Source organism: Lysinibacillus sp. HST-98, assembly GCF_016757845.1.
Lineage (GTDB): Bacteria > Bacillota > Bacilli > Bacillales_A > Planococcaceae > Lysinibacillus > Lysinibacillus capsici.
In genome coordinates this window covers 260,668-284,425 of record NZ_JAENHX010000003.1, presented here as the reverse complement: position 1 = coordinate 284,425, position 23,758 = coordinate 260,668, and the positions used below count along the sequence as shown (strand labels likewise).

General features: G+C 40.5%; 23 protein-coding genes. 6 read left to right on the top strand and 17 right to left on the bottom strand.

From position 1 onward, the window contains the following. Positions 1–14 precede the first annotated feature (14 nt). From JIN86_RS09955 to JIN86_RS09940, 4 genes are all read right to left on the bottom strand, one after another. Positions 15–1,565 carry a hydantoinase/oxoprolinase N-terminal domain-containing protein gene (locus JIN86_RS09955; RefSeq protein ID WP_202341832.1) on the bottom strand — a complete coding sequence of 517 codons (1,551 nt, stop codon included), beginning with the start codon at positions 1,563–1,565 and terminating at the stop codon, positions 15–17. After that, entirely contained in the window at positions 1,558–2,661 is a 1,104-nt protein-coding gene (locus JIN86_RS09950) for an S-methyl thiohydantoin desulfurase family protein (protein WP_202341831.1), read from the bottom strand. The genes JIN86_RS09955 and JIN86_RS09950 overlap by 8 nt, the downstream gene beginning before the upstream one ends. Further along, a complete protein-coding gene (locus JIN86_RS09945) occupies positions 2,658–3,926 on the bottom strand; it encodes a cytosine permease (protein ID WP_009370923.1) in 1,269 nt (422 codons plus the stop codon). The genes JIN86_RS09950 and JIN86_RS09945 overlap by 4 nt, the downstream gene beginning before the upstream one ends. A 129-nt stretch (positions 3,927–4,055) precedes the next feature. Continuing rightward, positions 4,056–5,660 (bottom strand): PucR family transcriptional regulator, encoded by a 1,605-nt coding sequence (locus tag JIN86_RS09940; RefSeq protein ID WP_202341830.1) that lies wholly within the window; start codon positions 5,658–5,660, stop codon positions 4,056–4,058. A 137-nt stretch (positions 5,661–5,797) separates the two neighbouring features. Between JIN86_RS09940 and JIN86_RS09935 the strand changes: the two genes are divergently transcribed. Further along, positions 5,798–6,652: a pentapeptide repeat-containing protein gene (locus JIN86_RS09935; protein WP_202341829.1), complete on the top strand. Its 855-nt coding sequence runs from the start codon at positions 5,798–5,800 to the stop codon at positions 6,650–6,652. A gap of 39 nt (positions 6,653–6,691) precedes the next feature. Here JIN86_RS09935 and JIN86_RS09930 read toward each other — a convergent pair whose 3' ends face one another. The 10 genes from JIN86_RS09930 to JIN86_RS09885 form a co-directional block, all read right to left on the bottom strand. After that, positions 6,692–8,407: an FTR1 family iron permease gene (locus tag JIN86_RS09930; protein WP_009370920.1), complete on the bottom strand. Its 1,716-nt coding sequence runs from the start codon at positions 8,405–8,407 to the stop codon at positions 6,692–6,694. After that, positions 8,382–9,641 (bottom strand): iron uptake transporter deferrochelatase/peroxidase subunit, encoded by a 1,260-nt coding sequence (efeB, locus tag JIN86_RS09925; RefSeq protein ID WP_004229336.1) that lies wholly within the window; start codon positions 9,639–9,641, stop codon positions 8,382–8,384. Before efeB ends, JIN86_RS09930 begins: the two co-directional genes overlap by 26 nt. Positions 9,642–9,650: 9 nt before the next feature. Beyond that, complete coding sequence (gene efeO / locus JIN86_RS09920; RefSeq protein ID WP_009370916.1) at positions 9,651–10,520, bottom strand: iron uptake system protein EfeO; 870 nt, start codon at positions 10,518–10,520, stop codon at positions 9,651–9,653. Positions 10,521–10,682: 162 nt separating this feature from the next. Then, a complete protein-coding gene (locus JIN86_RS09915; protein WP_202341828.1) occupies positions 10,683–11,882 on the bottom strand; it encodes an MFS transporter in 1,200 nt (399 codons plus the stop codon). A gap of 11 nt (positions 11,883–11,893) precedes the next feature. Further along, positions 11,894–12,313 (bottom strand): MarR family winged helix-turn-helix transcriptional regulator, encoded by a 420-nt coding sequence (locus JIN86_RS09910; protein WP_004229343.1) that lies wholly within the window; start codon positions 12,311–12,313, stop codon positions 11,894–11,896. A gap of 283 nt (positions 12,314–12,596) precedes the next feature. Further along, positions 12,597–13,004, bottom strand: coding sequence for a nuclease-related domain-containing protein (locus JIN86_RS09905; RefSeq protein WP_009370913.1), 408 nt, complete (start codon positions 13,002–13,004; stop codon positions 12,597–12,599). 157 nt (positions 13,005–13,161) lie between these two features. Continuing rightward, the gene (locus tag JIN86_RS09900; RefSeq protein ID WP_004229349.1) at positions 13,162–14,169 is read right to left on the bottom strand and encodes a FecCD family ABC transporter permease; all 1,008 of its coding nucleotides are present in this window, start codon (positions 14,167–14,169) and stop codon (positions 13,162–13,164) included. Then, complete coding sequence (locus JIN86_RS09895; protein ID WP_004229352.1) at positions 14,162–15,163, bottom strand: FecCD family ABC transporter permease; 1,002 nt, start codon at positions 15,161–15,163, stop codon at positions 14,162–14,164. Before JIN86_RS09895 ends, JIN86_RS09900 begins: the two co-directional genes overlap by 8 nt. 23 nt (positions 15,164–15,186) lie before the next feature. After that, positions 15,187–16,113 carry an iron-hydroxamate ABC transporter substrate-binding protein gene (locus JIN86_RS09890; protein ID WP_004229355.1) on the bottom strand — a complete coding sequence of 309 codons (927 nt, stop codon included), beginning with the start codon at positions 16,111–16,113 and terminating at the stop codon, positions 15,187–15,189. A gap of 13 nt (positions 16,114–16,126) precedes the next feature. Next, positions 16,127–16,915, bottom strand: coding sequence for an ABC transporter ATP-binding protein (locus tag JIN86_RS09885; RefSeq protein ID WP_004229357.1), 789 nt, complete (start codon positions 16,913–16,915; stop codon positions 16,127–16,129). A 147-nt stretch (positions 16,916–17,062) separates the two neighbouring features. Between JIN86_RS09885 and JIN86_RS09880 the strand changes: the two genes are divergently transcribed. Next, a complete protein-coding gene (locus tag JIN86_RS09880; protein WP_202341827.1) occupies positions 17,063–18,112 on the top strand; it encodes an NAD(P)/FAD-dependent oxidoreductase in 1,050 nt (349 codons plus the stop codon). 50 nt (positions 18,113–18,162) lie between these two features. Here JIN86_RS09880 and JIN86_RS09875 read toward each other — a convergent pair whose 3' ends face one another. Continuing rightward, positions 18,163–18,405, bottom strand: a complete 243-nt coding sequence (locus tag JIN86_RS09875; RefSeq protein ID WP_004229360.1) for a hypothetical protein — start codon at positions 18,403–18,405, stop codon at positions 18,163–18,165. A 230-nt stretch (positions 18,406–18,635) separates the two neighbouring features. Here JIN86_RS09875 and JIN86_RS09870 point away from each other — a divergent pair, with 230 nt between their 5' ends. The 4 genes from JIN86_RS09870 (at position 18,636) to JIN86_RS09855 (ending at position 22,257) form a co-directional block, all read left to right on the top strand. After that, positions 18,636–19,247, top strand: coding sequence for a class I SAM-dependent methyltransferase (locus JIN86_RS09870; RefSeq protein WP_004229362.1), 612 nt, complete (start codon positions 18,636–18,638; stop codon positions 19,245–19,247). Between the two features lie 154 nt (positions 19,248–19,401). Beyond that, positions 19,402–20,529, top strand: coding sequence for a DUF418 domain-containing protein (locus JIN86_RS09865; protein WP_004229364.1), 1,128 nt, complete (start codon positions 19,402–19,404; stop codon positions 20,527–20,529). 13 nt (positions 20,530–20,542) lie between these two features. Next, positions 20,543–21,655, top strand: coding sequence for a sensor histidine kinase (locus tag JIN86_RS09860; protein ID WP_004229366.1), 1,113 nt, complete (start codon positions 20,543–20,545; stop codon positions 21,653–21,655). Further along, the gene (locus JIN86_RS09855) at positions 21,652–22,257 is read left to right on the top strand and encodes a response regulator transcription factor (RefSeq protein WP_004229368.1); all 606 of its coding nucleotides are present in this window, start codon (positions 21,652–21,654) and stop codon (positions 22,255–22,257) included. The genes JIN86_RS09860 and JIN86_RS09855 overlap by 4 nt, the downstream gene beginning before the upstream one ends. A gap of 251 nt (positions 22,258–22,508) precedes the next feature. Here JIN86_RS09855 and JIN86_RS09850 read toward each other — a convergent pair whose 3' ends face one another. Continuing rightward, positions 22,509–22,850 carry a hypothetical protein gene (locus tag JIN86_RS09850; protein WP_237497206.1) on the bottom strand — a complete coding sequence of 114 codons (342 nt, stop codon included), beginning with the start codon at positions 22,848–22,850 and terminating at the stop codon, positions 22,509–22,511. 104 nt (positions 22,851–22,954) lie between these two features. Then, positions 22,955–23,659, bottom strand: coding sequence for an ankyrin repeat domain-containing protein (locus tag JIN86_RS09845; RefSeq protein WP_202341826.1), 705 nt, complete (start codon positions 23,657–23,659; stop codon positions 22,955–22,957). Positions 23,660–23,758 lie beyond the last annotated feature (99 nt).

Sequence of the window (23,758 nt, the reverse complement as noted above, 5' to 3'; positions counted from 1 at the left end):
TCTTCCTTTGACTGTTACACCATTTTCCCTACTACTTTTACCTTTAATCTTGTTGCATTTTCTGGATGATAAGCGAGAGGTGTTTCTTCTACTTCCACTAGCTCAATCGTATCCTCAAGAGCACCTGCTAATACGGCTTGTTTCACAGCCTTGTTTTGTGCATCTTTTAATGATTCCTCACGCGATTCTTTGGAATAAATATAAATCTGCTCATATTGACCACTAATTTGTGCAATCGAGGCACCGATGGCATTCGCTACACCACCGTACTCAGATTTTACAATTGTGGAAACGCCTCGAATCTTGTCTGGCACAATGATTCCACCACCTCCTACTAAGACTAGTGACACATCCTCTGAGGAAGTTTTCATCTTATCAATCGCCTGCTCCAGTAATGAAGAAATTTCTTCTTGAACAGATTTGGCAAATGCTTCATCAATATGTGCAACTAACGTGCAATCGCCTACCTCTGCTAAGCCTAAACGGACAGCGATATCTGTTGTCGTTAAGGTCGAGCCACCGAAAACAAGGGCCTCCTCACTGATTTTATAGCCTACACTATCCGGCCCAACTGTAATTTTGTCACCATTCACTCGAACAATACTCCCCCCGCCAAGTCCGACTGAAATAATATCTGGCATCCTAAAGTTTGTCCGAATGTCTCCCACTTCAACTGCGACCGAGGATTCTCGCGGGAAACCATCCTGTAATACACCGATATCTGAAGTGGTACCCCCAACGTCCAATACCATTGTGTTTTGAATTTGGGATAAATACGATGCTCCACGGATACTATTGGTTGGTCCACAGGCAATTGTTAAAATTGGAAATTGCTTGGCGTAATCGATAGACATTAATGTACCGTCATTCTGGCATAGATAAACCTCTACATCAAAAATGCCTTCTGCTTGTAACGCCTGTATAAAGCCCTGTGTTGTTGTCTCAATCACCTTACATAATGCAGCATTCAGAATCGTAGCATTTTCACGTTCAATTAACCCGACGGAACCTATTATTGAGGAGCAGGAAATTGGGAATTCCTCGCCATAGACTTCTTGAATCCATTCACGAACCTGCAATTCTTGATCATTTTTAATAGAGGAAAAGACACCAACAATTGCAATGGATTCCACTTGACCACGCCATTCCTCTAGTAGTTTTGTAATTTCCTGTTGATCGAGCGCACTTAATAATTGGCCGTCATATTCATAACCACCACGGGCAATGGCATAATGACCAGATAATTCATCAACCATATCCGCTGGCCAAGCTGTATAAGGGAGTACGGAAGCCGTCGCTGGATAACCTAGTCGAATGACGCCCACCTTTGCAAGCTTTTTACGTTCCACAATGGCATTGGTACATTGTGTTGTCCCTAACATCGCATGGGTAATTTTTGCTTTATCGATATTTGCACCCTCTAGTAATTGTTGTAAAGACTTTTCAATTCCCGTTTTAATATCTAAGCTTGTTGGTGATTTCACACTGTAAATAAGCTGACTATTATGGTCTAAAAGGATGGCATCTGTGTTTGTTCCACCTACATCGATTCCAATTTTATACATGCTCTGCTACCTCCTTTTTCACCAATTCCTCAATTGGCGTATACTCATATTCATAGCCAAAGTATTTGGGTCCAGCTGTTTCAATACCCTTTGCTGTACGCCATTTTTCATGTGCTGGTAAGCCAATCACACGCACACGTTTACCATATTTTAAGCTCTCTGTTGTAACAGGCAATAAGGTTTCATAATCTACTAAACAAATTAAGTCTGGTGTCATGGCTATAACTTGCTCGTTTTTCTCAGCTAATAAGTTTTCATTTTGGAAATGAACCTTCATTTGATCATTTTTATAAGATTCAATACCTTCAAGATTCATTTTACCTAGGTTAAAGCCACCTTTCGTTTCACGAATAACATCCACTATCTTTCCTTGGAAAAGCTCATATCCTTCCACAAGCTTTAAAAGGCTTTGTAGCTTATCATTCACCTCTTGATCTTTCGAGGCAATAATTTCACCGATTTTTTCAGAAAGTGTCACTATATGATGAACACCGCTTTGTTTAATTTGTGCACCCGTTGTTGGGTAGAGGCTCACTAATGAACTAGCACCCATTTCTACTGTTGCTGTTCGGGCGATACGCTCGGTCCATTTATTATCAATCGTTTCAAAAATACCTATATTCCCTTTTTCATCGGTGATGGCCATTGGCGTTGCTGAAATCCCATCTAAGTGGAATGTCACCATTTGTAATTCTGGAAATGCACGCCCCATGCCATCACAATCAATCAATGGTAAGCCAAGCTGTGCAGCTACTACAATAGGAATCATCGAATTGACCCCACCTGCTTCCATTGGATAGGTACCTGCAATTTTTTCTTTACCCAAATATTGCGCGAGCTTTTGGAAAACCTTAACAAACTCATCGCCACGTGGGAATTTTTCTACTAAAACCGATGGCGCCCCCATCATTGCGGCTGGAATGAAAAATTCATCATCTGCAATTTCATCCACTGAATACAACTTTACAGGGCCATTTTTTTCGATGGCAGAAAGCGCCATTAATTTTCCAATATAGGGATCTCCTCCCCCACCTGTTCCTAGAAATGCTGCCCCAATGGCAATATGTTCAATAGCTACTTGATCTAAATATCTCATCTATGTTCCTCCAATATGACCGTTTTTTGTACAGATACACGATACCCAACATAATAAATCACGAATGAAATAATGATGCCAATCATCGGTTGGTTTGGTAGTGCTGGCAATGCAGGGAATAAGGAGAATACCACTGGCATACAGGCAATGACAGCTCCTACTAGCCAAGAAAATACACCTAATCGATTAACCCCTTCCACTTCATGCCAGCTATCTGCTTTGCCTTTAAGAATGACCCAGTAGGAAGCAATCATCACCCCTGCAACAGGCGGAATCATCGCCGATAAAATTGACATGATGGGTGTAAAATAATTTAAAATCCCTACAACGGCTAGGATTGTGCCAATTGTACCCGCCACACCTATGGCTAATCGTTCTTTGTTTTTCGCAACATCAAATACATTAATTAAGGCAATTCCACCTGAAATTGCATTGACCAAGTTGGTTTTCCATGTTGCTAAAATCAGACCCACTCCACCAATAAAGGGTGTTGCGATATGCAGAAAGACTGCTGTAATATCACTTGTTTGATAGGCAATCGTTAAGACAGCTCCCACAGCTATCATTAGCACTCCTGCGGGAATAATCCCTAATGTAGCGGCTTTGAAAACGTCTGAACGTTTTTTGGAAAATTGCGAATAATCGCCCGCTATAACAGCCCCTAATGCAAAGGACCCAATCGTTACAGCTAAACCATCCATAAAGCTCATATTGCCCTGTGGCTGATAATCCCGAACAAGCTGTAGTTGCTCACCAGTTAATATTTGACCTAAACCATACAGGCAAATGATGACGAGCAATGGTACGGCGATATAGCTTAAAATACGCAACACCTTCATCCCATAAAGTGCGGATACGACCATGACCATACCACTAATGAAGGAAGCGACTGGAATGGGTATAATCAAATGATAGATTGCTAATAAGTTTGCTAAGGCTACGCCACACACATTGGCCTGAATGCCAAACCACCCTAAGCAAGCAATAGCTAAGATAATGGATAATATTGTACGAGAGCCCTTTTTACCAAACACCTGTCCTGCTATATGGACAGTGGGCTTTCCTAAATCACTGCTTTGCATGCCTTGCAAGATCATGATGATCACGACAATAGCATAGCCTACAAAAGCAACAGCCAGTGCCTTTGATAAACTCATATTGGTAATCAGTGCGTTACCTACTAATAAACTGGGAATACAAATCATGGCACCCGCCCAAATAATGCCTAAGCTATACCAAGATTGACCTTTATTTTCATTTTGCATGTGACTCCCTCCTTATTTGGTGATGGATTAATGTTTTTAATTATAGAAGATAGGTAAGAGTCGAGTCTTTTGCGCAAATGAAAAAAATAATCTGAAATTTTGTTCAAAACGACAAAATTTCAGATTATTCTAATCATTAATCAATCGATATAGCATGCAAGCCATATAGGCATCATAAAATTCCGAATACACGGTAACATCTGTGCCAATCAGCTCACTAATTTTTTTGATGCGGTATTTCACCGTGTTTTTATGGATATAGAGGAGCTCTGCACAGCGCTCCACACTAGCATTTGCATCTAATAAAAAGGTTATCAATGTCTGCAAGGAATCATGGTCACGTAAAATGGGTTCAATTACAGACAAATATTCTTCAATCATTTCTTCGCCCTGCTTACTGACATCGATTGCCCTTTTCATGGAGCGCACTTCCGCTGCAGTAAACAATTTCCGCATCGGATAGATCGTATGGGCTTTGTCCCCCACCTGATTGACCAATTGATACATTTGACGAACAGACTTTGTATTTCTCATTTTAGGTGCATAAACAATTTCTGCGATTTGGGCATCATACTGAGTCGTTTCACTATATTCAATGGCAATTTCAAACTCATGATGCTTATAAAAGCAATTGCCTACCAGTACAATCATACAATGGTCAATGCATTGGATGACTCTTGTTTGATAATATTTGGACAGTTGCTCTTCTAATTCATCGCGAATTCTTCTTTCTTCTGCTAACTCATGGATGTAGATAAGCCACATCATTTGAATCGCGGAAACATCAATATGAAGGAGATTGGCTAATCTTCTCATTTTCTCCCCCTCATCATTGATAATAGCTTTAACTAAGGCATATTCACTAACCTCATCATGCTTGTCTCCCCATAAATTTAGAGCTACTTGCACAACCTCACTTACTTTTTCAATTGTCTTAGCAGGTAATTTTGTATTTTCTTTAATCAGAAATAAAAATAGCGGCTCGCCATTTTTTTGGTGTACTCTTTTATAGTCTACGACACAGGCGACATCACTTCTTAGTAGCTCAAGCTTGCCTGCTTCACTCTGAAAATTGGATCGGGAGCATTGTTCAATGACATTCGCTACATCTAATGATGAATTTCGTGGCCACATCACTTGGTTCACAATCTCAAAATGACTATTGGTGAGCACAATATTAGCCTTCAAACGATCTGAAAGCATTTTTAGTGTAATTTCAACACTTCTTAAATGCTCAGGTAGTAACGATACCTTTTCTAATGTCTCTTTGACAAAATGATCATTAACGCCCTGATTACTAACAATCGCTTCCATAACCTCATAAATAACCTCGTTATAGCGCAGTGAATAATCATTTCGCGGCATACAAATGATAATAAAGCCTTGTGCCTCCGCTAACGTAAGCACTTCCTGTGGAATATCAGGCAATACAATGCCGACATAATATAAAATAAGCCCCAGCTCTCCTAAATCATGTAAATGCTGAATCGTTTCACATTGCTGCTCCACACTATCTCGAATGGAGTAAAAGGAGCTAATGACAAGCTCCTCTGCATACCATTCCTCCTGTACACGGTTAATAATTTTCGAATAAAAATCAACATTCGATACCTCTAATACAGATAGAGATGATACGGTACGATGCAGATTATCTCGCCCTGTTAACACCTCTGCCCCTCGAAAAGATGGCAATTGTAATAATTCATTGACCGTTACCCCATGTTCCACCACCACTTTTCTTTACAACTCTTTTGAAGAAGAATACCATATCCCCTACTATCTTTCAAAATACAGTTTCTCTCTATTTAAACTGGTAGCTTGTTAGTGTTAAAATAGTAATTAAATGGATAAGATGAGAGAGGAAAATGAGGATGTCTAATCAGACAAAAAAAGAGACAACCGTTGGTACAAAAATCCGACATAGTCTACAGGCAGATTGTCAAAGCTGTTTTGGCTTGTGCTGTACCGCTTTAAATATTTTGGCTTCTAGTGATTTTGCGATCAATAAACCCGCAGGCACGCCATGTCCTAATTTGCAGGATAACTATAGCTGTCACATACATAGTCAGCTACGAGAGACTGGTTTTAAGGGCTGTACCGTTTTTGATTGCCTAGGCGCAGGTCAACAAGTTTCGCAGGTGACATTTCATGGACAGGATTGGCGACAATCTCGTGAGCATGCTGACAAGATGTTTCGTGTTTTTCCCATAATGGAACAGCTTTACGAAATGATTGCGTATGTGGCGGAGGCTTTGTCCTATCAGGTGGATCATATGCTTTATGAACAGCTTCTTGCTCAATTGAAACACTTACAGCAGATCATAGCTCAGGATGCAGATACCTTATTAGCCTTGGAAATGGTAGCTATTCGTATGCCGATCAATGCCCTATTGCTCCAAACTAGCGAACAAATTCGCCAGCACAGTGTGAAGGGAAAGGCTTCTAGAAACTTGAATCAGCGTGGGGCTGATTGGATGGGCAAAAATTTAAAAGGCAAGGATTTACGAGCGACTGATCTAAGGGGGGGTTATTTAATCGCAGCAAATCTTCAAGATGCGAATTTACAAGGAGTAGATTTCATCGGAGCTGATTTACGAGATGCCAATTTACGCGGTGCTGATCTTTCAACAAGTCTGTTTCTAACCCAAATGCAAATCAATGCCGCACAAGGAGATCGTTCGACTAAATTACCTTCCTATATAAAACGACCTGCTCATTGGCAATAAAAAAGGTAGATGGCGTTCTACGCTCATCTACCTTTTTCTTTAGGCTTGTTTCTTTTTATATAGCACAGTAGCCGCCACTAACACAAGTAAAATAGACTGCCCTATGATTGTTTCCACTGTTGGATAGAAGCCAATCAAGCTAATAACAGGTAAGCCATCAACAATCGTTGTGGACAGATTATCTGTCAGCTGCAAAGTATGCAAACTGACCCCAATAATTTTAAAGGCTAGCACGTAAATTAAAATGGTTGCTACTGCAAAAAATTTGTGAATTGGAATTTTACCACTTGCTTTAAATAACACGACTGCAACTACAGCAAGAATGAGTAGTGCTACCACAATCCCAAGAATAAACTGTGACGTTTCCATTTTTGGTGCAATCCCTGCATAAAAGACAAGTGTTTCTGCACCTTCACGGAAGACCGATAAAAAGCTAATCATAGCCATCGCAAAAATAGAGCCACTCGAAATGGCATTACCCATTTGTTTGGAAATATAGCGATTCCAGCTGACCACGCTTGATTTGCTATGTAGCCAGATACCAACACCAATCATCATCGCTGCAGCAACTAGCCCTACATACCCTTCCATTAACTCGCGATTCGTATCAATCGTTGCCGAATTTAAAATCGTCGACATAAGAATGGCTGCAATAGCAGACAATAGAACACCGACAAACGCGCCGACATAAATCCATTTGCGCATCTTGATCTGCCCTGACTTATTGAGGAATGACACTAAGGCTAAAATAATCAGTAATGCCTCTAGCCCTTCGCGTAATAAAATTAACGCAGCGTCCCAAATTGTGTAATCGGAATCCCCTTGAATCAGTTCAATCTCAGTGCGGAATGTATTTAATTGTTTGGTAATTGCTTGCTGATCGACGTTGGATTTTAATAAATCACTCGCGATCATCGGCATATCACTTTCAATTTTCGTATAAAGACTACCATTACGTGTGGAGATTTCAATTTCTACACTTGGCCAAATGGTAATAAACTCACGTATTTTATCTGAAGCTGCCTGGTAATCACCTGCATCCAAAAAATCATTGGCCTCATCTATATAGGCAATTAATGTAGCTAAAGAATACTCTCCCTCTACCACGTCGGCTGTTTCTTTGCCAGCTACAAAATCCTCAATCGTTTGCTTTAAATCAGCAAATTGAGATTGCATAAGCGCTACATCAGGCTCCTCAGCAGAAATAGAGATACGAAGAAATGCCATTTGTGTTTCGATTTGCCCATACATTGCGATACTTTGTTCACGCACAGGTCGCTCATTTTTATTCCATTTACTATTAAAATCTTTGTAGGCTTCATCAATGGCCTGAATATCACCACTTGCTAAAGCTTTTTCAAAGTCTGCCATTATCGGCTTAAATTTTTGCCCAAATTCTGCTCGCTGTGCCGCTTCATCCACTGGATTTTCAAGCTTTTCTAATGCACGCAATGCATTTGATAGTGCTGATAGCGCCTCTAAACGCTCATTCTTGGACGTTGCCTCAGTAGCCTGTGCAAGGATTTCATCCACCTTTGCTTTTGCCTCTTTCTGCTCTGAAGATACTTTAGCCCAATCAACAGAAAATTGTTCAAGTGCCTGCTTGGCCTCCGCCTCTTTATCCTGCTTTGTATTCATCAGTGCATCACTAATCGCAATATAGAGATGACTATAGGATTGCGCAGCTTGCACAGGTAAAGCTAAAGTCAGCATAAGGACAATCACGATACTACAGCGCGTTAAAAAGTGCTTCACCTAAATAACTCCCCTTTTGTACACCAGGGAAGCAAGCAAACACGGCACTGCCTCGATGGGTAATGTACTCATTCATTTTATCCATACGCCCTAAGCTATTTTGGATGGTTGTAAATTGGGCTGGGTCCTTTTGAAAAGAGATAAAGATTAGCCCTGCATCATGTGTCCCTGTATTAGACATCACGCCTGATGCATAGGAATAAGAGCGTCGCAAAATACGCGCACCTGATTTCCGCGCCAAATGGACATGTGATGTATCAGGCATAATATAATTGCCCTTATCATCCTTTGCCTCTACATCAAAATCCTCGAATTCCTTTGTTTTGCCAAAAGGTGCCCCACTGTCACGGTAACGGCCAAATGTTGCCTCTTGATCTTTCAATGATGTGCGATCCCACGTTTCAAGATGCATTTGAACCTTACGCGCAATTAAATAAGAGCCACCCTTTAGCCAGCCTTTATCCACCCACACGACCTCCTTTAAGTCTTTTTCATCGGTAATAGATGGGTTTACCGTACCATCCTTGAAGGCGAAGAGGTTTCGTGGTGTCCCTCCACTAGCTGGAAACGAGTTAAAGCCCGCCTGTGACCATTTTATTTCTACTTTACCTGAAGCAGCTCGTACTAAATTACGAACAGCATGGAAGGCCACCTGCGGATCATCTGCACAAGCCTGAATACACAAATCACCACCTGTGTATTCTTTCTGTAGCTGATCTTTAGGGAAATGTGGTAAATCCTTTAGCTCCGCTGGTTTTAAATGCTGGATGCCCAGTTTATCGAATAATGAAGGCCCGACACCAATGGTAATGGATAGATTAGATGCATCTAAGCCCTCTGCCTCTCCAGTATCGCCAGTTGGCACTCTTGTATTTGTCGATACATCGACCATGACTTCACCGTTCATTAAACGCACAACAAGGGGTGTCCATTGCTGGAACAGCGCTTGTAGTTCCTTCTTTGATGTCACTAATACATCTAAAGAAGCAAAATAAATATTCGTCTGTACAGGTGTCACAATACCTGACTGATGCTTGCCATAGAAATTGACCTTATTGCTAGCCGTCGTGCTATCTGCTACTGGCTCAAAGACATTATAGCCCATTGCTTTCATGACACCACCCAAGCCAGAGGCACCGATGGCAACACCTGCCACACCGATACCTGTTAGCTTTAACATATCACGTCTAGAAATTTTTTTATTTATAAATTTTTCCTCGTTTGACGTTGTCATTGTTTATGTTCACTCCAAAATGATACCCATTTGACTTAATGGTTCTCCAAGCTGATTCACCGCTGCTGCAAGTGCTTTTGTGTTTTCCTCTGTTAATTCTTCGTAAGATATATAGCCACCATCAGCCGTTGCATGCTGTGCTAATAAATCGTCCACTGCTTTGAATTTTTCATCAAGTGTTGCCACTAATGTGGCATCTTTTGCTTCTAATTTTGAGCGTAAAATCTCAAAGATTTTTTCTGCGCCTTCAATATTCGCTTTAAAATCATAAAGGTCTGTATGAGAGTAAATTTCTTCCTCACCTGTAATTTTTGATGTTGATACTTCATTTAATAAATCTACTGCACCTGTAATCATTAAGTCAGGTGTCACTTCCACTGTTTGCACAAGTGCATGCAATTCCTTCGCATCTGCAAGAAGCTGATCTGCTACAGCCTCATAACCTTTTGTTGTATTTTCTTCCCAAAGTGCATGCTCAAGCTTATGGTAGCCTGACCATTCTTCCTCACCTTTACCTTCTTCTTGAATATCTGCTAAACGTCCATCGATGCGAGGGTCAAGATCACCGAAGCTTTCCGCAATTGGCTCAGAACGTTCAAAATACATACGTGCTGGCGCATACGCTGCCTTTGCTCCTTCAATATCGCCCGCTTTGAATAGGTTCACAAATTTCTCTGTGTCTAGTAAAAATTGATCCATTTGCTCTAACGCAAATTGTTGATAGGCTGATAATTCAGAAGATAAATCCACCTCTTTTGTAGCTTGCTCCGCCTGTTCTGTTGCTGGCTTATCTTCTTTTTTTACTTCTTCTGTATTGCCACAGCCAGCCATTAAAATGCCTCCTGCTACCAATACCGACAAAAATGATTTGTTTTTCATACTTCGTACCTACTTCCGAATTTGTTTTATATTGTGATGATAATGATTATCATCATCTATTGCAACAACTATTTTTGTAAATAGAAAAAAACGTCATTTTTCAGTTATTCTTTACGAACAACTAGAAAAAAGACGTTTTTTCTACAATATAATGATTCTAATCTACAAAATTTTTGCTTGTTTCAAATTTTCATATTTTCCATGTAAAAGGTAATAAAGCACAATCGACACTAAAATAACAAAGACCATCGAGAAGAAAATCGAGCTGTAGCCCACAGATGGTACAAATAAGCCTAAGAAATAAGGCCCGACACCTAAGCCTAAATCATAAAAAATAAAATACGTAGATGTCGCAAGGCCTAAACGCTCATTTGGTGTTACTTTGATGGCAATTGCCTGTGCCACCGAGTTGAAGTTTCCATAGCCAATCCCGATACAAGCGGCAGCGATTAAAAAGGCAATCGTAGTGGTTGCTGAGCTAAAGGCATACATACCTATTGCAAACAACACTAAGCATGGATAGATAATGATATTCGCCCCTCTTGTATCAAGCAATTTCCCCGTAAATGGACGTGTAGCCAAAATGACAATGGCATAGATAATAAAGAAGTAGCTACCTGCTGATACTAAATCTAGCTCCTTTGCATAAAACGTCATAAACGACATCACACCTGAATAAGCAAAGCCAATCACAAGTGCCACAAAGGCAATCGGTACTGCGCGCATTTCAATAAAGTTCGTCACTTTAAAGCCAGCCCTTACAGCTGTATCCTTCGCTTTTTTCGGTGCATCTGGCACGGTCACAATATAATACATAAAGAAACAAATAATCGCTAACACAGAATCAACTGCAAAAATCATACGATAATCTGCAAATAGCTGTGTTAATAATATGCCAACAAATGGGCCAATGGCTGTGGCTAAAATGGCGCTTAAGCTATAATAACCAATCCCTTCGCCACGACGCTCAGCTGGTAAAATTTGTGCGATAATGGTACCTGTTGCCGTACTGGCAATCCCTAGTGCAATCCCCTGTACTAAACGATTGATCATCAGCAGCGGTAAATTGCCTGCTATAAAATAAGACATTGTTGATAACATAAATAATAACAGTCCACAAAATAATGTTTTTTTGCTACCCCAGTCTCCAATAATACGCCCTGTCCCAAGACGACCTAATAGTGTCCCGATAATAAAAATACTCGATACAAGCCCCGCTGTACTTGTAGAGGCATTAAAATGCTCCACCGCATATGCTGCAATCGTAACCATTAATAAATAAAAGATTAACGTAATGGTAAAATTAATAAGTGAGACAATTAAAAAATCTTTTGTCCATAGTTTCTTTCTGGTTGCTTCCACGTTACTCTCTCCTATTGATTGATATTCATACAAATTCTTGCTAAAACCTGAGTCGCAATATCAATATCTTGCTTTGGCACGCCTGCCAAAGCCTGCTCAAAAAACGGATTTAGATGCAACTTTATTTCCAGCACAAGCTTTTCCCCATGCTTTGATAGGTGTACCAGCTTTTCACGCTTATCCTTGCCCGTCATCGTTTCCACATAGCCTAGCTCCACAAGCTTATGTACAAGCTTCGTGACACTTGGCTTCTCTATAGACATGAAATTCGCGATATCTACAAATGAATGTGGACCCTTATCATTCAAGAAACGAAGCACTGCCCACTGCGAGCTATATAACTGATAGGGTTCAAGCTGCACATTCAGCTGATTAATAAACGGCCGATACATTAAGCGGTACTGATTAAAAAATTCTTGTTCAATTGTCACACTATCACTTCCTTTTATATTAGTTAGCCTAGCTAACCATATACCTAAAAACTCTATTTGTCTAGTAGGAAATAAGCGAAACACCGCTCTTGGAGGTGTGTGCTGCTAGAGTGGAATCCATCACTTTGCGCATTCTATCCACCTACACGAAGCGTATCCTCCACTTTCTCTGTTCGATCCATCACTTCTCGCACCCTATCCGCTACTTTCTCCATCTTATCCGTCACTTTCAGCACTACTATCCACCTACTTCAAGCGCCCTTTCCCTCTACAACACTAAAAGCTACAATTCAGACCGCTTGAGCTGAAGAAATGGATCCGTCATGCCTTCGACCGTATCATCTGCGATCGTACGTATTAATTGAGCGAACGGAGCATCGTATGAAAGTTTGCCTGTAATATTTTTGATTTCTAGGATGAGTAAAAAGTGAGGACAGAGAAAGATGGTGTCCGTTTGATGGATAGAACCGAAGTCATTCATTGTTTGAAAGTCATGAAGAAAATAGTGGGGGAATGGTAAGTCAAGTTCAAGCCATTTTGCATCAACGAACTGTTCACCAGCGCATCCTGCTTGTAGGCGCCTTAAATGCTCACAAGATAATGTGTATTTACTATGGGATATAGGAAGTCTTTGTACAAGTGCCTCTAGCATCTTTTGCGTCTCTGATGTTTGACGTTCTAATAAAATCATCTTATCGCCTCCATCCATGATTATATAAAAAAAGAACCTCAATGAATGAGGTTCCTAAAAACTTGTCATATAGAATGCCTAAAATAAAAATTCCCCTATTTTCGCTAAAACAAAAGTCTTTTCTTTCGAGCATCACTCAATTTTGATTGGTACTTTTCTAGACACTCTTCCGCAATAAATACAGAAAATAAGGTGCGCCAATAAAAGCAACAACAATCCCAGCAGGAACCGTTGCACTTGCAATAGCAACACGTCCAATGGTATCAGCGAGCATTAGCAAGCTTGCGCCAATGAATAGCGTCAGTGGTAAAAAGAATTGGTAGCGTGGACCAACGAGCTGCTTTGCAATATGGGGAGCCATCAAACCAATAAAGGCTACGCCCCCTGTTACGGATACAGCGGCAGCCGCTAATGCAACCGCAACAATTAATAATCGGAAACGTTCTCGCCCAATGTTCATACCAAGACCGACTGCTGTTTGTTCCGTCATGGCCAAGACATTTAACACATTGGCTTTATAGAAAATGTAAGGGATGCCCAGTACAAGCCACGGCATTAGCGCCCAGAAAAATGGCCAATCTGTGCCCCACACATTTCCGGCTAGCCATTGTGCAATAAATTGTACATCGCTCCGTTCAGCAGAGGAGATTAATACCATCATGACCCCGGATAAGGCTGACGCAACGCCTACCCCTACTAAAATGAACTGCACAGGATGGACACCCTTATTACGTTGATAAGAGAAAAAGTAAATACCCAGTGCTGTCACTAAGGCACTACAAAAGCCGACAATCGGTAAAATATAGGCAAAGTGAGGTAGGTCGCCATCTACTAGCAAATAAAAGACAGTTATCCCAACACCAGCGCCAGCACTGATACCTATAATTCCTGGGTCTGCTAAATCATTGCGGGTTACACCCTGCAATACGGCCCCTGCCAGTGCTAACGCCATACCCGCAGCCGCTAGCACAAACATTCTAGGTAAACGGACTGAAAAGAGCACAAAGGACTCTTTAAAACTACCATCGCCCAGTAAGGTTGGAAGAATTCGGTCAATGGAAACCGAGGCAGCACCTAATGAAATCCCTAAAATAAAAATGAGCACGGTTACCACAAGCCATATGAGTAACCATTTACGTTGTTTTTTGCGACCTTCTTTAAACAAATTGACGTCCTCCCTTCCGCACTAATAGGAGGAAGAATGGAAGACCTAAAATCGAAATAATAGCGACAACTGGCGTTTCATAAGGTGCGTTAATCATGCGCCCTGCAAAATCAGCCAACACCATAAACCAGCCACCAACAATGGCGCTCATCGGTAAGACAAAACGATAGTCTGTCCCAACAAACGTGCGGACAATATGCGGTACCATTAAGCCAACGAAAGCTAGATTTCCGACGAGGGCCACAGCAGAGCCTGCCAGAATAACCACAACGAACATCATTACACCCTTTACGAGCGTAGTATTTTGTCCGACACCCACTGCTACTTCCTCATTTAAGCTTAAAATCGTTAATTGACGACTAAAAGCAAATGAAAGCAGTAAGCCAATAATAATAACGGGTACGATCAATAATGCCTGCCAGGTTGTGCCAATAAAACCGCCACTTGTCCACATGGATACATCCTTGGAAATTTGAAATAAAATGCCTGTCCCTTCAGCGATTGCCTGTAATAATGCTGTAACAGCTGCACCAGCTAAAACAAGCTTTAAAGGGGAAAAGCCTTTTTTAGTAGAGGCACCAATCCCATAAACTAACATCATACCGATTCCCGCTCCAACAAAGCAGGCTAAAATTAACGTATAATACGAGAATTTAGGGATGAATGCCATTGTTAAAGCAAGGGCAGCATTTGCCCCTGCCGTTAAACCAAGCAGCCCTGGATCAGCTAATGGATTTCGTGTAACCCCTTGCATAATCGCCCCAGCGACAGCGAGGGCACTCCCAACAAAAATAGCTGCAATGATACGAGGAAATCGAATTTCACGTAAAATCGTGTAATGTTTACCTCCACTTTGTCCGACAATTGCTTGAAAGACATCTTGAATGCTTGTATTCGCTGCCCCTAAGCACAGCGAGATACTAGCAGTACCAATTAATACAAACAATGCAAGCAATACCTGAAGCCAAAATGGAAGCTTTCGAAACTTTGTCATTCGCCTTCGCTACTCTCTACTAATTATTGTAAAAATTTCTCTTCAAAGAACTTCAGTTGATGTTCTAATGTGATAGGGTCATTGAAATAAAAGGCATTTGCATTCACTTCAAATAAATGACCATTTTTCACTGCTTCTAAATCTTTAAACCATGCTGCATCTGTAAAGGAATTATCTTGATCTTGGAACATACTAAAAATCACGTAGTCACCTGCGTATTCCCCTAAAACTTCTTGAGAAATGGCATAGTAGCCAGGCTCTAACGCTGTTTCTTTTACTTTCTCAGGCATTTTCAAACCCATTTCTTGATATAAAATCTCTGTTCCACGACCCCAGTTATCGCCATAAATATAGAACTGTTTATTAAAGTTCTCTGCTACTGTTACAGTCGCATCTTCACCGATTTTTTCTTTAATCTTTTTACCAGCTTCTGCTGCACGTGTTTTAAAATCTTCTACCCAAGCAGTTGCTTCTTTTTCTTTATTCACCACTTTACCGATTTCGATGAACTGCTGTAAATAGTCTACTTTACCATACGTAAATAATACAGTTGGCGCGATTTCTGCTAATTTATCCGCATTTTCAATACCATTTAAGCCAATAATTAAATCTGGTTCTAGCTCAAGAATTTTTTCAATATCTGTATTTTCAACTACAACAGCATCTTTAATTGCATCTTCAAAGTTGGGATTTTTTGCTGCCCATGCATCCACACCAACAACATTTACATCAAGCTGTAATAAGCTTCCTACAAAAGAAGATAGTACAACAACACGTTTCGGATTTGCTGGTACTTCTACAGGACCTGACTCTGATTGATATGTGATTGTTTCTGATGAAGCTTCCTCTTTTGAGCCCTCATCAGCCTTCTCTGTTTTTTCTTCCTTACTGCCACATGCTGCAAGTACTAGCACAAGCATCATAAACATTGGTAATAGCCACTTTTTCATTGTTATTCTCCTTTTAAATGGTTTGTAATAAGTCATATGTAATGCACATTGGTTTGTTTGTTCGTGGATCTTTGCCAATAACTGCATCTATATTAAATACTTTTTTCAATACTTCTGGAACCATCACTTCTTCAGCCGTTCCGAATTTTACAAGCTCACCTTGTGAAAGCGCTACAATATAATCTGAAAAACGTGCCGCTTGATTTAAATCATGGAGGACCATGACAATTGTGCGCCCCTGTTCTTCATTCAGCTTGTAAAGTAGCTCTAAAACTTCTAGCTGATGAGCCATATCTAAATAAGTTGTCGGTTCATCTAAAAAGATAATGTCGGTTTCTTGGGCCAATGCCATCGCAATCCATACGCGCTGACGTTGTCCACCAGATAAGGCATCTACAGATTGTAAACGGAATTCTTCTGTTTTGGTTACCTGTAAAGCCCAGCCAATAACATCTTTATCTTTTTGTGATAAATTCCCGAAGCCCTTTTGATAAGGAAATCGACCGTAGGATACAAGCTCTTCCACTGTTAGACCATGTGCACTTTCTGGACTCTGTGGTAAGATTGCCAGCTCTTTTGCTAACTCTTTTGTTTTCATCTTGGAGATATTTTGACCATCTAATACGACCTGTCCACTCTCATGCTTTAAAATCCGTGTGATAGCCTTTAACAAGGTTGATTTTCCACAACCATTTGAACCAATGATTGTCGTGATTTTGCCATCAGGAATTTGCAGCGATAAGTCATGCACAATCGTTTTATTCTCATAACCAACACGAATCGATTCAACTTCTAAACGCAAATCGGACCCTCACTTTCTTTTTACTTCTTTCCATGCTATGATATTCAAAGTTAAAAATGATAATCATTATCACTAGAATTAGTCTAGTTATCTGATAAGATTTTGTCAATTACTTTTTTACTATTTGTTAAGGATGTGGCAATAAAAATGCAGCATGTGTATGATGTAACAATTATTGGCGGCGGTCCAGCTGGCTTATATAGTGCTTTTTATAGTGGTTTACGGGGTTTAAAAACAAAATTATTAGAAAGTCAACCACAGCTTGGCGGTAAAGTATTACTTTATCCTGAAAAGCTGATATGGGATATTGGGGGTCATCCTCCCGTTTTAGGCGAACAATTTGTTAAACAATTAATCGAGCAAGCCAAAACATTTGATCCTACAATTTTGACAGGTACAAAAGTAGATTTAATTGAACGTCACGATGATATTTTTATAATACATACAGCAGCTGGTGAAAAGCATTATTCTAAAACGGTGCTGTTAGCTGTAGGTGGCGGCATTATTAGCCCTCAAAAGCTAACACTTGAGGGTGCTGAAAAATATGAAATGGCCAATCTACATTACACTGTGCAATCGTATAAACGTTTTGTCGATAAGGATATCATCATCTCAGGCGGTGGTAATGCAGCCATTGATTGGGCTGTTGAATTAAGTCCGATTGCCAAAAGCGTAACGGTTGTTTACCGCAAAGAGAATCTATCAGCTCACGAAGCCACTGTACAGGAAGCACTGGATGCAGGTGTGCGCATTGAGTGTAATACAACGATTACAAAGCTTTCCGCAAATACTGATAAAACGGCTATTCAATTAGTCACATGTGAGAATATGATCACGAAGCAAAGTTATACGCGTCAAATCGATGAGGTAATCGTCAGTCATGGCTATAATCGTGAGGCGTCTCTTGCATTTGATGAGGCCATTGCCATTCCGAAAAAGGATGATTATTATGTTGAAGGAAAAGCAACAGGTGAAACAGCACAGCCAGGTATTTTTGCAGCAGGTGATATTTTATCATTTGATGGAAAAATTAATTTGTTACTTGGCACTTTCCAAGATGCAGCCAATGCAGTCAATTCTATTAAAACGTATTTAGAACCAACTGCCTATCGTCATGGCATGGTGTCCTCACATAATGAGCTATTTAAAGAGAAAAATCGCTCTATTATCGAAAAGCAATTTGCACCAGCCCACTAAACCTAAATATAACCCTCTTAAGATCCTGATCTTAAGAGGGTTTCTAGTTTTTATCTAAATAAACTTAATAACGCTCCCATCTGTCTCAACATATTTACTCCATTTGTAATCGTCCCAGCATGCCCCATAATTGTATTTAAATGATCTGGTAAATTTCCTAATCTAGGACCTTGCTGTTGCTGATTGGGAGAATAGTATGGTTGCACCATCCTACCTCGAAAAGGTGGGCCAAAATATTGCCTATTGTTTGGCGGATATGGACCTCTTCTAGCATTCGGCTGAAAATATGGCATTTATACACCCCCTATCTGAAAGCTTCTCACTAGTATATGTAAAAATTTTTATAGCGAATTAGACTTTTGGAGAAGAGGTTAAAAATAATAAGGGAACCATACTAGTTTCTCTGTCATACTATAAGAAAAAAGAAGGTGGTACTATTCAAGGCTCTCATTATCTTACCTTTTTAGCTAAGTTTGGGGTCGGAGGCGCACATCCTGGGGGCATTAATCTATCAAAGGCTGTCTTGCAAGCAGAGAATATCGAGCAAAACGCACATATTTTAGATGTGGGATGTGGTACAGGGCAAACGGCTGCTTATTTAGCATCTTCCTATCAAGCAAAGGTCACAGGTCTCGATATTCAGCCCATCATGATAGAAAAGGCTCGTCAGCGTATGCATAAAGCGCGTCTACCTGTTAAACTTCTGCAAGGCTCTATTGAACAAACCTCGTTAGCGAACGAGACATTTGACTTGATTCTAGCTGAGTCGGTTCTGGCTTTTGTTAATTTGCAGCAGGCTTTGCAGGAAATTTATCGTTTATTGAAAAAAGGTGGCCGCTTTATTGCTATCGAATTTACCATTCCTCAAACACTTCGTACCGAACTTGCAGACGACCTCCAACAATTTTATGGCTTTCAGTCTCTCCTCAGGAAAAAGGATTGGGTAAGACTACTGCAACACGCTGGCTTTTATGATATCCATATACAAAAAAACAAATCCATCTCATCCAAGCCTGAATTTCAAGTTTCCACAGATCTAGAATCCGAATTCTATGAAATCATGGATCAGCATATTGCCATGAATGAAAAATACGAAGACATTTTAGACTATCGCATCTATACTTGTACAAAATAATGAGCCGGCAGCAAAAGCGTTGCTGGTTTTTTTGTGCTGTCACAGCATACTTTATGACACCTGTCATCAAGATTCTTTGACTGGTGTGAATAGGTTTTTTTTGGAGATTTTCTTATCCTTAAGGTAAGAAAACAAAGAAAGAGTGATCGAACTTATGCAAACACAACAAAGACTTCCCTTTATCGATATGTTAAGAGGCTTTGCCGTCTTAGGAACGCTTGGTACAAATATTTGGATATTTGCTTATCTTGGTGATTTATCGTATATCACCACAAGTGATTATTCTGGTTGGTGGTCCTTCAATGATTTTTTACGTATGGTCGTATTATTTTTTGTTAATGGCAAGCTGCTTGGATTGTTAACAATAATGTTTGGTGTAGGTCTACAATTAAAATATCAGCAAGCCTTACGTAGAGGTACAGCGTGGCCAGGAGTATACCTGTGGACTATCGTTTTTTTAGGGTTAGAGGGGCTACTGCACTACACGCTTGTGATGGAGTATGATATTTTAATGAGTTATGCTGTTACAGCATTCATCGTCGCTTTTATTGTACGTTTGGGTGATAAGGTCATGACAGGAGCCTTTTATTTTTTTGGTGGCTTTCACATCCTATTGATTCTGCTTATTTTTATCAGTACCTTACAAGGAGCGGGTGTTTCCTTAAATGGCATGGCGTCCGTTACTGAGCTCTATGAACATGGTACATGGTTTGCGCAGGTGCAGCATCGTCTCACAAACTTTTTATTTTATCGCTCAGAAGCTATATTTATTATCCCAATGAATGTCTTTTTATTTTTACTTGGCGTGAGGTTCATGCGGAATGGGGTATTTTCACCAACAGACAAAGGACGTCAAACTCGACAAAAGCTCTTTAAAATCGGTGTATTCATTGGCTTTCCTATCAATCTGCTTATTTTTATTCCTGGGGGGCTTTTTGATTTACCTGTTCGCTATCTTTGTGCCCCTCTTCTATCCATTGGCTATATTGGAATTTTAGGTAAACTGGTAGAATATAAGAGGCTAGACTGGCTTTGGCAGCGCTTTGCTCATGTCGGTAAAATGTCTTTAAGCTGCTATGTCCTCCAAAACGTGCTTGCGTCGATTATTTTTTATGGCTGGGGGCTTGGCTTAGGTGGGCAAGTCAATAGCTTCACTGTCATTGGTATTTGGCTATCTCTATCAATCTTACAACTTGTTATAGCGTTTGCTTGGTTACAGCAATTTCAAACGGGCCCTATGGAATGGATTCGTAAAAAAGCCCTTCAAGCGATGACAAAGTAATCAGCAACAAAGGATGGTGCTAGTAATAAAAATATATCCTAGAGAACAAATTAAGCATTATTTAATCATTGATGCAGCTTCTGTCATTTTCCTATTCGCACTAGTACTAGGGTCTCATTCCCTTCCCTTAGCTATGAAAATAACAGTGCTCCTTTTATACCTAATAGCCTTCTACATTGCTTTATGGCATCGAGATTGGAGGCTACTTGCTGCATCTTTAGTAGCCTTTGTCCTGATCACCTTACTTAGCATAATTGTTGATCCTTTTATGCTTATTTTTGGCTTTACCTTTGCCGATTTACTAGGACGGGCAAAATCAAAATGGCATATTGCCAGTGGAATTGTAGCCATCGTTGTCATGTTTTTGACGGTTATGTACACGACAACCGATTCTCTTTTACCGAAGGAATCACAGGTACTAGTACCGATTATGATGTTTCAACTAGTGCTCCCGATTCTCATTTATTTTGTGGAAAAGTCCAAAAATCTGCAGGCTGAGCTGGCAGACGTAAATACTCAGCTTGTTCAGCAAGAGGAACGACAACGGATCGCTAGAGACCTTCATGATACAATTGGCCATACGCTCACAATGATTAAAGTAAAAACCGAATTAACGACCAAACTGATTGACCGAGATCCTTCAAGCGTGAAGCCTGAGCTACATGACATATTAGCCACTACCCGTACCGCTTTAAAACAAGTACGTGAGCTAGTGTCTGATATGAATTTTATTGCGTTGCAAACGGAGCTTATCCATTGCCAACAGCTTTTACAAAGCGCGGATATTACAACAACCCTTGACAATCAATGTCCTCAAATCGTACTTTCTAGTGTGGAGGAAACGATGCTTGCTCTATGTGTACGAGAGACGACTACGAATATTCTCAAGCATAGTCAGGCAAAAAAATGCCATTTCACCATTCAATGTTGTAATGGACACTATACACTTGTGATAAAAGACGATGGCATCGGTTTACAGTTGCAAGGACGTGGGAATGGCATCCACTCCATAAAAGAAAGAATGCATATGCTGCAAGGCTATGCCCTGATTGAAAGTGACACACCAGTAGGCACCATCGTCACACTTACTCTACCCATTCAAGATGGAAAGGAGCCTCTAACATGATACGTGTATTACTAGCAGAAGACCAACAAATGTTACGTGGTGCCCTAACTTCGCTACTAGCGTTTGAGCCGGATATTGAGGTCATAGCTGAGGTGGCGGATGGACAACAAGCATGGGAATTGATCCAGCAGGAGCCACCAGATATTTGCCTAGTCGATATTGAAATGCCCCATCTATCAGGGCTTGAGCTTGCTGAAAAAATTAAACAGGCCAACCTCCCTTGCAAGGTAATGATTGTGACAACCTTTGCACGCCCTGGCTATTTGCAGAAGGCAATGGATTGCGAGGTACACGGCTATCTATTGAAAGATGAACCCATTGATTATTTAATTGCTACTATTCGTAAAATCATGCAAGGAGAAAAGGTGGTCAGCAAGGATTTAGCCGCCTCCTTATTTATGAAGGAGCAAAACCCTTTAAATGAACGAGAAATTGCGGTGCTACAGCTAGTCAAAAAAGGCTTGACCACAAACGAAATCAGTAAGCAATTATTTTTAACCAAGGGCACGATTCGCAATTATTTATCCACATCTATTCAAAAGCTACAAGTTGAATCTAGACAGCAAGCCGCTCAGGTAGCAGGCGAAAAAGGCTGGCTATAAAAAAATCTCGCCACAGCTGTGACGAGATTTTTACAATGGTGGCATAAAACACGTTCCATTTATTAGGTTTCAAAAGACAGATTCATTATTAAGCAAAAGAACGTTTATTTTCCTTGTAGAACTAAATCTGTTGCTGTAGCCCAGTTGTTTAATGGGGTTACGGTATAGCTGACATTTGTTTTCAACGTACCACCATTCGTTAGATCAAAAATGCCCACAGCACCTTTACGTGATGAATAACGATATTGTGCTTACAATGTACTCCCATCACTGCCTTTTAACCCTACACTTCGGCCAGCAAGTAAATCAGATTGCGGATCGTTTCTTATTTGTAATTCAAAGGATTTTTCATCCATGGCCTTCGCTGATTGCAGGCTGAATGGCGCGATTTCGCTCGCCACAAAGCGCTTTACATCTATTTCCGCCCATTGTGCGTACACTCGGTAAGTCACACCTGGTTTTAAAACCTTGCCAGCAGGGAGTCTAAATTGAGGAGCCTGTCTGCCATCAGCTGCTTGACTCCCGTGGGATAGCAAGACAGGAGAAACTCTAAACGGAGCGGTAGCGGAGGAAGCGATTCGGTGCTCGCCCACAGAAAATCAAATAGCCTGCAACGGAAATCCATTTCTACCTTTCAATTGACTGTTTTGTTTTTCAACACTAAGAAAACGGTAGAGAGCCGCCTCTACCGTTTGGGTTACTTTGCGCCTGCTGCAAGTAGAATTTGTTCAATCTCTTTAAAGCCTCGCTGTTTTGCATGTTGCAGTGGTGTTACCTTATTTTGATCGGGAATATTCACATCAGCACCATGTTCAATCAACAGTTGTATCAAGGTTTGCTGTGTTGGATTGCCGTTATTTAAGACAATCGCCTCCATCAGGGCTGTCCAGCCTAAATGATTCACATGATTGACGTCAATATCGGTATTGCTCAATAGCTCCTCGATGACCTCCACATGACCATGCTCTGCTGCTGGTATGAGTGCCGTTCCCCCATATCGATTTAAAATAGTCGGATCGGCCCCAGCTTGGATGGTCATCTTTAAAATAGCCAGATAGCCCTCCGCACCTGCATAGAGAAATGGCGTATTTTGCTGATTATCCAAAATATTAACATCTGCACCTGCATCTATTAATAATTTCGCTGCCTCGATATCCTGATTATAGGTAGCTATCATCAAAGCTGTTCGATTATTTGAATCTTGTACGTTGATGTCCCCTTTTTGACTTAAAACATGTTGAAGTCTATCGATATCTCCCTTTTCAGCTGCCTTTAGCAACTCACTCGTCCAATCTGTTTGTATCACTTCACTCCCTCCTTTATCATGTTGTATTGTATTAATTGTGGCACACCCTTGAAGCAAAAATGTTAATGCAATGATAACTACCTGCCTTTTTTTCAATATATATGCACCGCCTTTTTTCCTCAGTGTAAGTGGTAATGCTAAAATGCCGATTAACGAATTCTTAAAAAAGTCTAAAAAAACTACCCCGCCACAAGG